Genomic DNA, 13,974 nt, shown 5'->3' with positions numbered 1-13,974 from the left:
GGGAGCAGCGGCTGCCTCATTACACTAAATAAAACAGCGTTTCATTTTTAATTGTATTTTTCCGCCGGTCCCTCTATGCTGGCCGTAACGGCGTGTACTCACGCATACATCAGCATACGGAGGGACATATGGGACTTAACGCCTTCGATCTTACGGGTAAGGTCGCGATCGTGACGGGATGTGACACTGGACTGGGTCAGGGAATGGCCGTCGGGCTTGCCGAGGCCGGGTGCGATATCGTCAGCGTCAACCGTAAGATCCCGCACGAAACCGCAGAAAAAGTTCGGGCGCTGGGTCGCCGCTTCTGCGCCGTTCAGGCGGATCTCAGCCGCCAGGACGAGATAAGCCAAATCGTGGCTAAAGCCGTTGCCGCCATGGGTCGGATAGATATTCTGGTCAACAATGCCGGGACGATTCGTCGCGCCGATGCGCTCGACTTTAGCGAGCGCGACTGGGACGACGTCATGAACCTCAACCTGAAGTCGGTGTTCTTTTTATCCCAGGCGGTCGCCCGGCAGTTTATTCAGCAGGGCGGCGGCGGCAAGATCGTTAACATCGCCTCGATGCTCTCCTTCCAGGGCGGAATTCGCGTCCCCTCCTATACCGCCTCAAAGAGCGGCGTGCTCGGCCTGACCCGCCTGATGGCCAACGAATGGGCGGAACATAGAATTAACGTTAACGCCATCGCGCCGGGCTATATGGCGACCAATAATACCCGGCAGCTGCGTGACGACAGCGAGCGCAGTAAAGAGATCCTCGACCGTATCCCCGCCGGGCGCTGGGGGCTACCGGACGATTTGCAGGGACCGGTGGTGTTCCTCGCCTCCGCCGCGGCGGATTACGTGAACGGCTACACCCTGGCGGTGGACGGCGGGTGGCTGGCACGCTGACAATTTTGTGACAAAGAGTTACACCGTCACCTCTTTCGCACACTGTATAAAAACCCTATACTGTATGAATCGACAGTTTAGGGTTTTTATCATGACGGCGGAAGGCCATCTCTTCTTTTCTATCGCCTGTGCGGTATTTGCTAAAAATGCGGAACTCACGCCCGTGCTGGCACAGGGCGACTGGTGGCATATCGTCCCGTCCGCGGTGCTGACCTGCCTGCTGCCCGATATCGATCACCCTAAATCATTTCTCGGCCAGCGGCTGAGCTGGGTCTCCAGACCGGTGGCGCGCGCGTTTGGCCATCGGGGATTCACCCACAGCCTGCTGGCGGTATTCGCGGCGATCACCCTGTTCTATCTGAAAGTCCCGGAAAGCTGGTTTGTTCCCGCCGACGCGCTGCAGGGGCTGGTACTCGGCTACCTCAGCCATATTCTTGCCGATATGCTGACCCCCGCCGGGGTGCCGCTGCTATGGCCCTGCCGCTGGCGTTTTCGCCTGCCCATCCTGGCGCCGCGCAAGGGCAACCAGCTGGAGCGCGCGCTGTGCATGGCGCTGTTTGTCTACGCGGTGTGGATGCCGCAGACTTTCGCCGATAATAGCGCCGTGCGCTGGTCGTCCGGCATGATCAATACGCTGCAGATAACCTTCAATCGCTTTATTAGTCAGCAGACCGGACGATAATTAAACGAAATATCAAATTAGTTATAATCAATTCCATTTGAATATAAATAATGAATTCCGCTTCTGCTAACCTTGCGCCATAAGAGCTGGCCCGCAGGCCAGCCCAGGTAATAAAAAGATATCAGGAGAACGGGGATGAACTTTCCACTTATAGCGAACGTTATCGTGTTCGCGATTTTGCTGTTTGCGCTGGCCCAGACCCGCCACAAACAGTGGAGCCTTGCCAAAAAAGTACTGGTCGGTCTGGTCATTGGCGTCGTATTCGGTCTTGCGCTGCAGCTGATTTACGGCTCCGACAGCCAGGTGCTGAAAGATTCCATTCAATGGTTCAATATCGTTGGCAACGGCTACGTACAGCTGCTGCAGATGATCGTCATGCCGCTGGTGTTCGCGTCTATTCTGAGCGCCGTCGCGCGCCTGCACAACGCTTCGCAGCTGGGTAAAATCAGCTTCCTGAGCATTGGCACCCTGCTGTTCACCACCCTTATCGCCGCCCTGGTGGGCGTACTGGTGACCAACCTGTTTGGCCTGACCGCCGAAGGTCTGGTGCAGGGGAGCGCGGAAACCGCCCGCCTGAACGCCATTCAGAGCAACTACGCCGGTAAGGTCGCGGACCTCAGCGTTCCGCAGCTGCTCCTCTCCTTCGTGCCGAAGAACCCGTTTGCCGACCTGACGGGCGCTAACCCGACCTCTATCATCAGCATCGTTATCTTTGCCGCCTTCCTCGGCGTCGCTTCCCTGAAGCTGCTGAAGGATGACGTCGCCAAAGGCCAGCGCGTTCTCACCGCCATCGACACCCTGCAGGCCTGGGTGATGAAGCTGGTGCGCCTGGTGATGCAGCTGACGCCGTACGGCGTGCTGGCGCTGATGACCAAAGTCGTGGCGGGCTCCAACCTGCAGGACATCATCAAGCTCGGCAGCTTCGTTGTCGCCTCCTACCTTGGCCTTGGCATCATGTTCGTGGTCCACGGGCTGCTGCTGGCGGTGAACGGCGTGAGCCCGCTGAAATACTTCCGCAAAGTGTGGCCGGTGCTGACCTTTGCCTTCACCAGCCGCTCCAGCGCCGCGTCGATTCCGCTGAACGTGGAAGCGCAAACCCGTCGTCTGGGCGTACCGGAATCTATCGCCAGCTTCTCCGCCTCCTTTGGCGCCACGATTGGTCAGAACGGCTGTGCCGGCCTCTACCCGGCCATGCTGGCGGTGATGGTCGCCCCCACCGTCGGCATCAACCCGCTCGATCCGCTGTGGATTGCCACCCTCGTCGGCATTGTGACCGTGAGCTCCGCCGGTGTCGCCGGCGTGGGCGGTGGCGCAACCTTCGCTGCGCTGATCGTCCTGCCGGCGATGGGCCTGCCGGTAACCCTGGTCGCGCTGTTAATTTCGGTTGAGCCGCTGATCGATATGGGCCGCACCGCGCTGAACGTCAACGGCTCAATGACCGCCGGTACCCTGACCAGCCAGTGGCTGCGCCAGACGGATAAAACCATTCTTGAGAGCGAAGACGACGCCGAACTGGCGCACCGTTAACCTCAGGTCGGGATAAAAAAAACCGCAGATAGCGTACGCTACCTGCGGTTTTTTTATTGCTCAATTCTGCGCTCAGGGAGCCAGTTCGTTTTCCTGCCGGGTTTGCATCGCCCAGCGCTGCGCCGATTCCGGCACGCTAAACGGCGGAGAACGACGAAAGTGCTCTCCGAGTAAAATAAAGGCAACGTACTTCCCCCGCAGCAGCCACACGTCGCGAAAACCGTCCATTTTGACGGCGTGTTCCGGCGGCGCTGGCTCCGCTCGAGGCACGTAGCTAATGACAGGGCGATTTTGTTGGCGAAGTGTTTTCATAGCTCATGGATTCACTAAACAAAGCGGGAACAGAACCGCCATCATAGCCGAAAATCCCCCTTTGCGTCGCCCCCTGCTTGCCGCTCGTTTTGCTCCGGCAAGGCACGATGGCCGTAATGTTCTATAGTTAGAAGGGTTTTGGTTCAGCAACGACCATTTTCAGTAATGGAAACAGGAGACGAGCAATGTCCGATAAACACCATAACCCACAGTACCACCCGCCGTCGGTAGACGATGACCGCGAAGCGAAGCCCGGTCTTGATTCGCTGGCCCCTGATGACCAGCAGTGGCGCCCAACCCCGCACCCCACCGCCCCTGGCGAAGAGCCAACCGCCCCCGGCAGCCTGAAAGCGCCCGATACGCACAGCGACAAGCTTGACGCCCTGCAGAGCCAGCGTAAAGGCGGGGAAGATTTCCCGCTCACCACCAACCAGGGCGTCCGCATCGCCGACGATCAGAACTCCCTGCGCGCGGGAAACCGCGGCCCGACGCTGCTGGAAGATTTTATCCTGCGCGAAAAAATCACCCACTTTGACCACGAACGTATTCCGGAGAGGATCGTCCACGCCCGCGGGTCGGCCGCACACGGATATTTTCAGGCCTATCGCAGCATGAGCGACGTCACCAAAGCCGATTTTCTCGCCGACCCGGAGAAGAAAACGCCGGTATTTGTCCGCTTCTCTACCGTGCAGGGCGGCGCCGGCTCCGCCGATACGGTGCGCGATATCCGCGGATTCGCCACCAAGTTCTACACCGACGAGGGAATTTTCGACCTCGTGGGCAACAATACGCCCATCTTCTTTATCCAGGACGCGCTGAAATTTCCTGACTTCGTCCACGCCGTGAAGCCCGAGCCGCACTGCGCCATGCCGCAGGGGCAAAGCGCTCACGACACCTTCTGGGACTACGTCTCCCTGCAGCCCGAAACGCTGCATAACGTCATGTGGGCGATGTCCGATCGCGGGCTGCCGCGCAGCTACCGGACGATGGAGGGCTTTGGGATCCATACCTTCCGCCTGATAAACGCTCAGGGTAAGGCCACCTTCGTCCGCTTCCACTGGAAGCCGGTGGCGGGCAAAGCCTCGCTGATTTGGGACGAGTCGCAAAAGCTGACCGGGCGCGATCCCGACTTTCACCGCCGCGATCTGTGGGAAGCCATTGAAGCCGGTGATTTTCCCGAGTATGAGCTCGGCCTGCAGCTGATCCCCGAAGAGGATGAGTTTGCCTTCGACTTCGATCTGCTGGACCCAACCAAGCTGATCCCCGAGGCGCTGGTGCCGGTGCAGCGGGTGGGGAAAATGGTTCTCAACCGCAACCCGGATAACTTCTTTGCCGAAAACGAACAGGCGGCGTTCCATCCCGGACATATCGTGCCGGGGATCGATTTCAGCAACGACCCGCTCCTGCAGGGGCGGCTGTTCTCCTATACCGACACGCAAATCAGCCGCCTCGGCGGGCCCAATTTCCATGAAATTCCGGTCAACAAGCCCACCTGCCCGTACCACAACTTCCAGCGGGACGGCATGCACCGGATGGATATCGACACCAATCCCGCCAACTATGAGCCGAATTCGATCGGCGATAACTGGCCGCGCGAAACGCCGCCCGCTCCCCGGCGCGGCGGCTTTGAATCCTACGCCGAGCGCGTGGATGGCGAAAAGATTCGCCAGCGCAGCCCCTCCTTCGGCGAATACTACTCGCATCCGCTGCTGTTCTGGCGCAGCCAGACTCCGTTTGAGCAGCAGCACATTATCGACGGCTTCAGCTTTGAGCTGAGTAAGGTGGTCAGGACCTGGATCCGCGAGCGGATGGTCGATCAGCTGGCCCATATCGATATCCGGCTGGCCGAGGCGGTAGGGAAAAATCTCGGTATTGCGCTTAGCGACGCCCAGCGCGGCATTACGCCGCCGGCGGACGTCAACGGCCTGAAAAAAGATCCTTCTCTGAGCCTGTACGCCATTCCCGACGGGGAGGTCAAAGGCCGCGTGGTGGCGGTATTGCTCAACGACCGTCCGCTTGCCCAGGAGATGCTCACTCTCCTGCAGGCCCTGCAGGCAAAAGGCGTCCATACGAAGCTGCTTTTCTCGCGAATGGGGGACGTCAGCGCCGATGACGGGACCCTGCTCCCCGTAGCCGGAACCTATGCCGGCTCGCCTTCGCTAACGGTGGATGCGGTGATTGTTCCCGGCGGCAACGCGGCCAGCCTCGGCGCCAGCGGCGACGCGCAGTACTACCTGCTGGAGGCCTACAAGCACCTGAAGCCCATTCTGCTGGCCGGCGATGCGCGACGGTTCAAGTCGCTGCTGCAGGTTGCCAGCCAGGGCGAGGAAGGAATTGTCGAGACCGACGCCGTCGACTCACCGGCGATGGATAATCTGTTAACCCTGATGAAGGCGCATCGGGTGTGGTCCAGAAGCGGGAAAACGGCGACGATCCCGGCATAGTAAAAGGCCCGCCGACGTCACCGCCGCCGGGCCATTATCACCGACGAACCCTTCTTTAGACGTCGCGGTAGGTACCGAGACGATAGCCGCGCTCGGCAACCGCATATTTCAGCGCCTCGGAGGTCAGCACCTCCAGCTCCGCCAGCCGCGGGTGGCAGTAGGCGCTGCTCATAATGGCGTGGTCAATAAACGCCGGATGGCACATCACCTCCAGCGACGCCTCTTCCCGCCGGATTGAATCATCCAGGATCTGCAGCAGCAGCGCTTCAGAAATCGCCTCCCCGTAGAACTCGCTGGCAAAACCCTCGCTGCTGCGCGCCGCATCCTGATCCAGGCCGTCGCGCTGCGCCAGCTGGCGGTCAATACGCAGCGCCACGCCCTTCTCGCGGGCAAACGCCGCCACGATGGGGTAGACAGGCGCGATCATATGCACATGGTGATGGCTGTCGATATGCGTCGGTTCACAGCCAAACAGCGTGATAAACCGGCGATACTGACACTCCAGCTCGTGCGCGATCTCATCCAGCGGCAGGCTACCCTCTTCCGCCATCTGCCAGATCCACTTCCCCAGGCGCCCTTCGCGGGCGAGGCCCGGCATCGGGGAGAGCGGCTCGCCCAGCGTCAGGACAAAGTGCATCCCGACGCCCAGCTCCGGCACGCAGCGGCTGAGCTGGGCCGCGTGGCCGATCGCCGCGCCGTTAACCAGCGCCGTGGTGGAGGTCACCAGCCCGTTTTTGCAGGCTTCAATAATGCCGTAGTTCTGCCCCTTGCTGAGGCCAAAATCGTCGGCATTAACGATTAACACGCGTTCCATCAGCCGCTCCCGTTACTGTTTCAGTTTCGCAATCGTCGCCGCAAAGTTGGGCAGCCACTTTTCATGCGCGAGGATCATTTCACGCGCCAGCATTTCGGCATCGCGGTCGGAGTGAATCAGCGGACTCAGATTAAGCGCCAGCAGAACATCGTTCAGCTCGCCGCTTATCGCCGCCTGGCTCGCCGCCACTTCAAAGCCCTTGATGGTGTAAATCAGCCCCTGGACTTTTTCATCGAAATGGGTGATGCGCGGCGTCGGCTTCGCCCCGTCGCGGCCGAGCGTACAGGTCATCTCCACCGCCCAGTCGGCCGGAATATTATCGATGTGGCCATGGTGCGGGATATTCACGTAGTGCTCGGTCTGCTTGTCGTTGTAGATAGCGTTGATCACTTCGCAGGCCGCGTCGGAGTAATAGGCTCCGCCGCGCAGCTCCAGCTCCTTCGGCTTAACGTTCAGATCCGGGTTTTTATACAGCTCGAAGAGCTGTTTTTCCACCTTCTGCACCACCTGAGCGCGGGCGCCGCCCTTATAGTACTCGCCCATTTCAATCGCCAGCATCTCTTTTGGCTTGAAGTAGTACAGCAGATAGGAGCACGGAATCAGGCGCAGGGAGCGGATCAGCCCTTCGCTGAACGGCAAGTCGAAGATGTTTTTCACCGAGTTGGCGCTCAGGCTGCCGGAGGCGACGCCGTCCAGCAGTTCGTCAAAGCGCGATACGCCGTTCACCAGCACGTCGCGGACAAACACGAGGTGGTTGAGGCCAAACAGGTCGATATTCAGCTCGTCGCTCGGGCTCAGGCGCAGCACGTCGGTGATAAACATTTTCATGCCGATCGGAATGTTGCACACGCCGATAAAGCGCCGGAAGTTCGTGTGGCGATACACGGCTTCGGTCACCATTCCCGCCGGGTTGGTAAAGTTAATCACCCACGCGTCCGGGCAGATCTCCTGCACGTCTTTGACGATATCAAAAATCACCGGAATGGTGCGCAGGCCTTTAAACAGGCCGCCGGCGCCGTTAGTTTCCTGGCCAAGATAGCCGTGGCTAAGCGGGATACGCTCGTCTTTCTCACGCGCCTTCAGCTGGCCAACGCGCAGCTGAGTGGTGACGAAGTCCGCGCCTTCCAGCGCCGCGCGGCGATCCAGGGTTTTGTAGACTTTCAGCGGAACGCCGGCTTTTTCCACCATCCGCTCGCAGAGAGCGTGGATAATATCGAGCTTCTCCTGCCCTTCCGCCACGTCCACCAGCCACAGCTCCGTAACCGGCAGCTCATGATAACGCTTGAGAAATCCTTCGAGGAGTTCAGGGGTATAGCTGCTGCCGCCGCCGATAGTAACGATTTTTAATTTCTGGCTCATCATATTCTCCCTTGTGGCGCCACGAATTGCGCGTAGCCCACTCGCCGTATCAATACGGAGAGTTAACTTGAATATTTTCCAGCGCGGAAGGTTCCGCTCCGGTTAATTAAGGATGGTAAGCTTCTTACGATAATTGCTTGGCGTAAATGAGGTCAGCCTTTTGAATGTTTTAATAAACAAACTGGGGCTGCTGTAGCCTGATTCGTAAGCAATATCGGTTACCGAGTAGTTGGTAATTTCCAGCTGTTTCTTAGCGAAGTTGATGCGAATGTCATTAATAATCTGCATCGGCGTTTTACCATAATAGCGTTGGGTCGCCCGGGTTAAATATTCCTGAGTTTTCCCGGAGAGCTCAACCATCTGTTCCAGCGCCCCTTCGCCAAATTTATGTTTATCGTGCATATCCTCGACGGTATTTTTTAGCCACTGCGGAATAACATCCTGCACCGGCTCCTCGCGGTAGTGCCGTAAACGGTTAATGGTATAAAACGAGACCAGCTCAATAAATTCGTCAAATTCAGTTTCGCGAAAGTTCAGCGAAGCAATCACCGATTCGATGTAGCTGAGAAAGGTGCTTTTGACCGCGTAGACCTGAGAAGCAACCAGACCAAACGGCAGCAGCGGCAGATAGTGTTTCTCAAAGAAACTGCGGCTGATGCCGACGTTAAGAATGCGCGTCGCGCCAAACTCGTAAAAGCTTTGATGGTGCGACCCCATTGGGATGAAGACAAAATCCCCGCGCTCCAGCAGCACCCGTTTGCCGTTAATCTCCTGATAATAGCGCCCGGTCAAAACGATGGTGTATTCGTAATAGTCATGCTGGTGAAGCCCGCTCACGCTCTCGGTCTTGTTGTAGATGACCACATGAAAATTATTCCCGTTGAAGAGCTGCTGTTCGCGGGCGGTACTAATTTCTGCGGTCATCATCTTTGGCTGCCTCATCGTGTAGATGGCCTATTGTACCTTCTCATGGAGCTCAATCAATTCGGCAACCAGTTCGCGGGCCAGCATTGAGGTCATCAGATGATCCTGCGCATGAACCAGAACCAGGCTGACCTTCATTTTGCCTTCGCCCTCATCGCTCTCAATCAGCTGAGTCTGTACGCGGTGGGCTTCGCTCAGCGCCATCCGCGACTGCTCCATCATCGCTTTCGCGGCGGCGAAGTCGCCCTGTTTCGCCTGCTTCAGCGCGGCATAGGCCAGGCTGCGGGCCTGTCCGGAGTTGATAATCAGCCCCATCACCACCTCTTCGAGGTCATTCTCGGGCATCTCTGTTGCTTCAATATGGTCCAGATCAAACATAGCATTCCCTCATTTCTCAGGCGGTACGGGAAGCCTCCCGTACCGCTCGACATCAGAATTTCAGTGCGTTAGCGATATCTTCTTCGCTCTCTTCCTGCTCGATGGTGCTTTGCGCTTTGTTAGAAATCGCGACAAACGGCAGGTAGACCAGGGTCGAGACACCCAGGTTGAACAGCGCCACGAGCAGAGCAGCGACGCTGCCGTTACTGTTAAAGAAGGCGCCGAGGCCGGTCGGCATGGTCCACGGAGCCAGGTTGGTCACCGGCGGAATAATCCCCATGCTGTAGGCCGCCAGGGTGATGGCCGCCAGAATTGGCTGCACCAGTACGAACGGGATAAACATCACCGGGTTCATGATAATCGGCAGGCCGAACAGGATCGGTTCGTTAATCTGGAAGATGCCTGACGGCAGCGCCAGCTTAGCAACCTGACGATGGTCAGCGCGGCGTGAGCCGATAAAGATGGCGATAATCAGGCCCAGAGTCGCGCCGGAGCCGCCCAGCAGGATGTAGGAGTCGAGCATCGGCTTGGCCCAGAAGTGGAACTGTTTGCCCGCTTCGATAGCCGCTTCAACGGAGCCATACTGGTTATACAGCGCAATGTTTTCCAACGCCCACGGGGTCATGATGCCGTTATCCAGCGCGGTCAGCGCCAGCGAACCGTGTACGCCAAAGAACCACAGCAGGGAGTTGAAAATAACGTACGCCCAGCCGACAACGCTGCCCATCGCCGCCAGCGGCGTGGAGATGGAGTCCATAATAATCTGGTGGAAGTTGCTGCCATACGAGGCCAGCAGCCAGGAGACGATGCCGAAGATCGACAGGATCAGAAAGCCCGGGATCAGCGCCGAGAACGAACGCGATACTGATGACGGCACGCTGTCCGGCAGCGTAATGACCCAGTTGCGGCGAATAACGAAGGTGAACAGTTCCGCCACCACCAGACCAATGATCATCCCCGATATAATGTTTTGCCCGCCCAGCCAGTTGGCGCCCACGGCGTAGGCGTCGCCGACGCTATAGGGGGTGACGGTCATAAATGCCGCGACGGCTAACAGCCCGGCGGCCATCGGGTCAACCTTGCGCTCTTCCGCCAGCGCCGCGCCGATGAAGAACGGCGCCATCAGCGACATAATGCCGAGCGTACCGTTATAAACGTTGCCGCCGATGGCCTTAAAGCTGTTTAAGGTTTCAATGGTTGAAGCATCCAGGCGGATCCCCATTGAATAGAAGAAAGAGCCTTCACCAAAGCTAAGAAATACGTTGTTAATTAATACGAACATGGCCCCGGCGAGGGTCAGCGGCATTAATTTAATAAAGCCGTTTTTAATCGCATTAATATGCGGTTGCTTTCCTATTTTAACAGCAAAAGGAAGGAGTACCTTTTCAAGCGAGTCAATCACTTTACTCATAGTCAATACCCTTTAAAAGCCGTAATAGTGCGATTACGGCATAATGATGAAATTACTCTTTGACGGGAAAATAAACTCTTTAATATTCGGGCAGCCGGCAGCGTACATATTTCGTGAAAGCGAAATTGACTTTACCCGTTGCCCGAAAGATGAGTTTTAAAATTAAATTATTGTGCAGCAGCTTTCTTAATGGCCGCAACGGCCGCTTTCAGTACACCTAAACCATCAACCTTGCCGTACAGCGCAGAGTCGATCACTTCCACCGGCTTATTGGACAGCAGCCGCTGAATCTCGGGAAGCATATATGCAATCTGTGGGCCTAACAAAATCACGTCGGCTTCCGGCCCCTTCTCCCCGGCGAGGGTCTCAGGAAATGCTTCAATAATGACCGGCACCTCATATTTTTCAGCCTGGGCACGCATTTTGGATACCAGCAGCGAAGTGGACATTCCAGCCGAGCAGAACAGATAGATATGTTTCTTTTCCATGAACGCTTCCTCAATTTGTAGAACCTGGCGGCCTCCTGGCAGAATATTATGCCGAAGAACCGGGTAAGGCCTGTCACTGTTCAATTGATATTGTTTATGCATTGAGTATACGGCATCCCCCGGCACCTGGATAATTCCTGGTTAAACAAAATTGTCTCTCATTGACCTCGCGTTTTGACTACCTTCACATTTCCCTCAAATAATTCGCGCAATTAAATAAGCATCCGCACGCATAAAAAAGCCCGGCCAGGGGTCGGGCATTCGTAGAGCTCAGTATCACGTACTACTTGCTGTTGCGCGGGTCCGTATCGTACTCCGAGCAGGTCTGGTAGCCGGAGTTCATCACGTGACCGGTCTCGTCAAGAGCGACAAAGTAGGTTTCCATTTTACCATCCCGTTGACCCAGGATGTAGGTCTGGCAGGTGCCGCGGGCGTGGATCATCGTCACTTCAGATGACGGTTTGCCCGCCACCTGCAGTACCTGGGAGCGCGACATCCCTTTTTTGACATCTTTAACAACCGGCTGTGTGAACTGGTCTGCAGTCCGATCGTAGGCTGTACAACCAGCCAGCATGGTCAGTACTGCCGCTGCGCCCATAAGTCCTGCTAAATTCTTATTCATATTCCGTCCTCTTTTATTTGGCGTGTGAATAAGCCTGGAATAAATATCGTTATTTTTCAAGCCGAAGGTCGATTTAAGCGAAATTTCGGTGCGATATGCCGGATTAGCCCGCCGCAGCGTGCCGCCAGCGGGCCGCCGCACATACCATAAAAAAATCGTATGTCATTGATTGCCTTCTTTTGCAGCACTCAAAACGTCGATCCTTGTCGTTTCAACGGCAAAGAGGTAGCTTTAAGCCATGCTGGTTGCCAAACAGATTCACTTTCCGGAGGGCGCGATGACGCTACAACAAGAAATTATTCAGGCTCTGGGTGCCAGTCCCCAGATCGATACAGACGGCGAGATCCGCCGCAGCGTAGATTTTTTGAAGTCCTATTTGCAGACCTATCCCTTTATTAAGGCGCTGGTTCTCGGCATCAGCGGCGGCCAGGATTCAACCCTGACCGGTAAACTGTGCCAGCAGGCTATTAATGAGCTGCGGGCAGAGGGTGACGACAGCCGCCAGTTTATCGCCGTGCGCCTGCCTTACGGCGTGCAGGCGGATGAGCAGGATTGCCAGGATGCCATCGCCTTCATTCAGCCGGATCGCGTGCTGACGGTCAATATTAAGGGCGCGGTGCTGGCCAGCGAACAGGCGCTGCGGGAAGCCGGGATTGAGCTCAGCGACTTTGTTCGCGGCAATGAAAAAGCGCGCGAGCGCATGAAGGCGCAGTACAGCATCGCCGGCATGACCCACGGCGTGGTGGTCGGCACCGACCATGCGGCGGAAGCGATCACCGGATTCTTTACCAAATACGGCGACGGCGGCACCGATATCAACCCGATTTTCCGCCTCAACAAGCGTCAGGGTAAACAGCTGCTGGCGCGGCTGGGCTGTCCGGAGCATCTGTACAAGAAGCTGCCGACCGCCGATCTGGAAGACGATCGCCCATCCCTGCCGGATGAAGCCGCTCTGGGCGTCACCTACGATAATATCGACGACTATCTGGAAGGAAAAACCCTCGACGAGAAGACGGCCAAAATTATCGAAGGCTGGTACCTGAAAACGGAACACAAGCGCCGGACACCGATTACCGTCTTCGACGACTTCTGGAAGAGATAGTCCTTCCCTATCGCCCCGGCGCCGGCCGGGGCTATTTTTTGCACTTTTCGCCCTCTCCCCTGGCTGCTATACTGGTTAAATAAACAGCATCAGGAGCCACTGTGGTCAGAAGGCAATCCGCCCCGCGTCTGGAGTTTGAAGCGGCGGCAATTTATGCATATCCCGAACATCTGCGTCCCTGGCTGGCGTCTCTGCCCAGCCTGCCGGGCGTCTATCTGTTTCACGGCGAAAGCGACACCCTGCCGCTCTATATCGGTAAAAGCGTCAACATTCGCAGCCGGGTGCTGTCGCATCTGCGCACCCCGGACGAAGCCGCCATGCTGCGCCAGGCGCGGCGCATTAGCTGGCATCGTACCGCGGGCGAGCTCGGTGCGCTGCTGCTCGAAGCGCAGCTGATTAAGCAGCAGCAGCCGCTGTTCAACAAGCGGTTACGGCGCACGAAACAGCTCTGCTCGCTGCTGCTGAGCGACGCCCGCCCGCAGGTGGCGTATGCCCGCGAGCTGGACTTTTCCCGCCAGGAGCATCTGTACGGCCTGTTCGCCAACCGCCGCGCGGCCCTGCAGGCGCTGACCAGCCTCGCCGATGAACACCGGCTGTGCTACGGGCTGCTGGGGCTGGAACCGCTCAGCCGCGGCCGGGCCTGCTTTCGTTCCGCGCTCGGGCGATGCGCCGGCGCCTGCTGCGGTAAAGAGAGCGTAGAAGCCCACAACGCGCGGCTGCAAGCCAGTATGGCGCAGATGCGGCTGGTATGCTGGCCCTGGCCGGGCCCGGTTGCGCTGGAAGAGAAAGGGCCCGATATGACCCGCTATCATGTGATTCATAACTGGCTGTGGCTGGGGGCGGTCGAGACGCTAGCGCAGGCGCAAGCGCTGACGCAGCTGCCGGCGGGCTTCGATCATGACGGCTACAAAATTCTCTGCAAGCCGCTGCTGCGCGGCGATTTTACGCTCCACCCGCTTCAGCCGGCGCCCTGACAAACGAAAAAACCGCCGGTCCTGCCCAAAGCCTGACGGCGTATGTT

General features: G+C 57.6%; 14 protein-coding genes. 6 read left to right on the top strand and 8 right to left on the bottom strand.

All coding sequences use genetic code 11. The annotated features are described in order from the left end of the window. Positions 1 to 128: 128 nt before the first annotated feature. The 3 genes from kduD to EDF75_RS06005 all read left to right on the top strand — a co-directional run bounded on the left by kduD (position 129) and on the right by EDF75_RS06005 (position 3,099). Positions 129 to 890: a 2-dehydro-3-deoxy-D-gluconate 5-dehydrogenase KduD gene (kduD, locus tag EDF75_RS06015; protein WP_133597763.1), complete on the top strand. Its 762-nt coding sequence runs from the start codon at positions 129 to 131 to the stop codon at positions 888 to 890. A gap of 91 nt (positions 891 to 981) precedes the next feature. Continuing rightward, entirely contained in the window at positions 982 to 1,572 is a 591-nt protein-coding gene (locus EDF75_RS06010) for a metal-dependent hydrolase (RefSeq protein ID WP_041145145.1), read from the top strand. 135 nt (positions 1,573 to 1,707) lie between these two features. Continuing rightward, complete coding sequence (locus EDF75_RS06005) at positions 1,708 to 3,099, top strand: L-cystine transporter (RefSeq protein WP_133597761.1); 1,392 nt, start codon at positions 1,708 to 1,710, stop codon at positions 3,097 to 3,099. A 72-nt stretch (positions 3,100 to 3,171) separates the two neighbouring features. Here the strand turns inward: EDF75_RS06005 and cedA are convergent, their stop codons facing one another. After that, positions 3,172 to 3,411 (bottom strand): cell division activator CedA, encoded by a 240-nt coding sequence (gene cedA, locus EDF75_RS06000; protein ID WP_041145143.1) that lies wholly within the window; start codon positions 3,409 to 3,411, stop codon positions 3,172 to 3,174. 185 nt (positions 3,412 to 3,596) lie between these two features. Between cedA and katE the strand changes: the two genes are divergently transcribed. After that, positions 3,597 to 5,855: a catalase HPII gene (katE, locus tag EDF75_RS05995; protein ID WP_133597759.1), complete on the top strand. Its 2,259-nt coding sequence runs from the start codon at positions 3,597 to 3,599 to the stop codon at positions 5,853 to 5,855. A gap of 55 nt (positions 5,856 to 5,910) precedes the next feature. Here the strand turns inward: katE and chbG are convergent, their stop codons facing one another. The 7 genes from chbG to osmE all read right to left on the bottom strand — a co-directional run bounded on the left by chbG (position 5,911) and on the right by osmE (position 11,851). Beyond that, the gene (chbG, locus tag EDF75_RS05990; protein ID WP_133597757.1) at positions 5,911 to 6,669 is read right to left on the bottom strand and encodes a chitin disaccharide deacetylase; all 759 of its coding nucleotides are present in this window, start codon (positions 6,667 to 6,669) and stop codon (positions 5,911 to 5,913) included. Positions 6,670 to 6,681: 12 nt separating this feature from the next. Further along, entirely contained in the window at positions 6,682 to 8,028 is a 1,347-nt protein-coding gene (locus tag EDF75_RS05985; protein ID WP_133597755.1) for a 6-phospho-beta-glucosidase, read from the bottom strand. Positions 8,029 to 8,130: 102 nt separating this feature from the next. Beyond that, positions 8,131 to 8,970, bottom strand: a complete 840-nt coding sequence (gene chbR / locus EDF75_RS05980; RefSeq protein WP_259274773.1) for a transcriptional regulator ChbR — start codon at positions 8,968 to 8,970, stop codon at positions 8,131 to 8,133. A gap of 12 nt (positions 8,971 to 8,982) precedes the next feature. Beyond that, a complete protein-coding gene (gene chbA / locus EDF75_RS05975; RefSeq protein ID WP_041145138.1) occupies positions 8,983 to 9,330 on the bottom strand; it encodes a PTS N,N'-diacetylchitobiose transporter subunit IIA in 348 nt (115 codons plus the stop codon). A 52-nt stretch (positions 9,331 to 9,382) separates the two neighbouring features. Next, positions 9,383 to 10,741 carry a PTS N,N'-diacetylchitobiose transporter subunit IIC gene (chbC, locus tag EDF75_RS05970; RefSeq protein ID WP_132510810.1) on the bottom strand — a complete coding sequence of 453 codons (1,359 nt, stop codon included), beginning with the start codon at positions 10,739 to 10,741 and terminating at the stop codon, positions 9,383 to 9,385. Between the two features lie 167 nt (positions 10,742 to 10,908). Further along, positions 10,909 to 11,229, bottom strand: coding sequence for a PTS N,N'-diacetylchitobiose transporter subunit IIB (chbB, locus tag EDF75_RS05965; RefSeq protein WP_041145136.1), 321 nt, complete (start codon positions 11,227 to 11,229; stop codon positions 10,909 to 10,911). Positions 11,230 to 11,512: 283 nt separating this feature from the next. Next, positions 11,513 to 11,851, bottom strand: a complete 339-nt coding sequence (gene osmE, locus EDF75_RS05960) for an osmotically-inducible lipoprotein OsmE (protein ID WP_041145135.1) — start codon at positions 11,849 to 11,851, stop codon at positions 11,513 to 11,515. Between the two features lie 277 nt (positions 11,852 to 12,128). Here osmE and nadE point away from each other — a divergent pair, with 277 nt between their 5' ends. Further along, positions 12,129 to 12,953: an ammonia-dependent NAD(+) synthetase gene (nadE, locus tag EDF75_RS05955; protein WP_045855467.1), complete on the top strand. Its 825-nt coding sequence runs from the start codon at positions 12,129 to 12,131 to the stop codon at positions 12,951 to 12,953. 101 nt (positions 12,954 to 13,054) lie between these two features. Continuing rightward, positions 13,055 to 13,927, top strand: coding sequence for an excinuclease Cho (cho, locus tag EDF75_RS05950; RefSeq protein WP_133597751.1), 873 nt, complete (start codon positions 13,055 to 13,057; stop codon positions 13,925 to 13,927). Positions 13,928 to 13,974: the final 47 nt, after the last annotated feature.

The organism is Klebsiella sp. BIGb0149, from assembly GCF_004362605.1.
Taxonomy (GTDB): domain Bacteria; phylum Pseudomonadota; class Gammaproteobacteria; order Enterobacterales; family Enterobacteriaceae; genus Klebsiella; species Klebsiella terrigena.
Note: the sequence above shows the minus strand (reverse complement) of the source record. Positions and strands in the feature narration are given on the sequence as shown.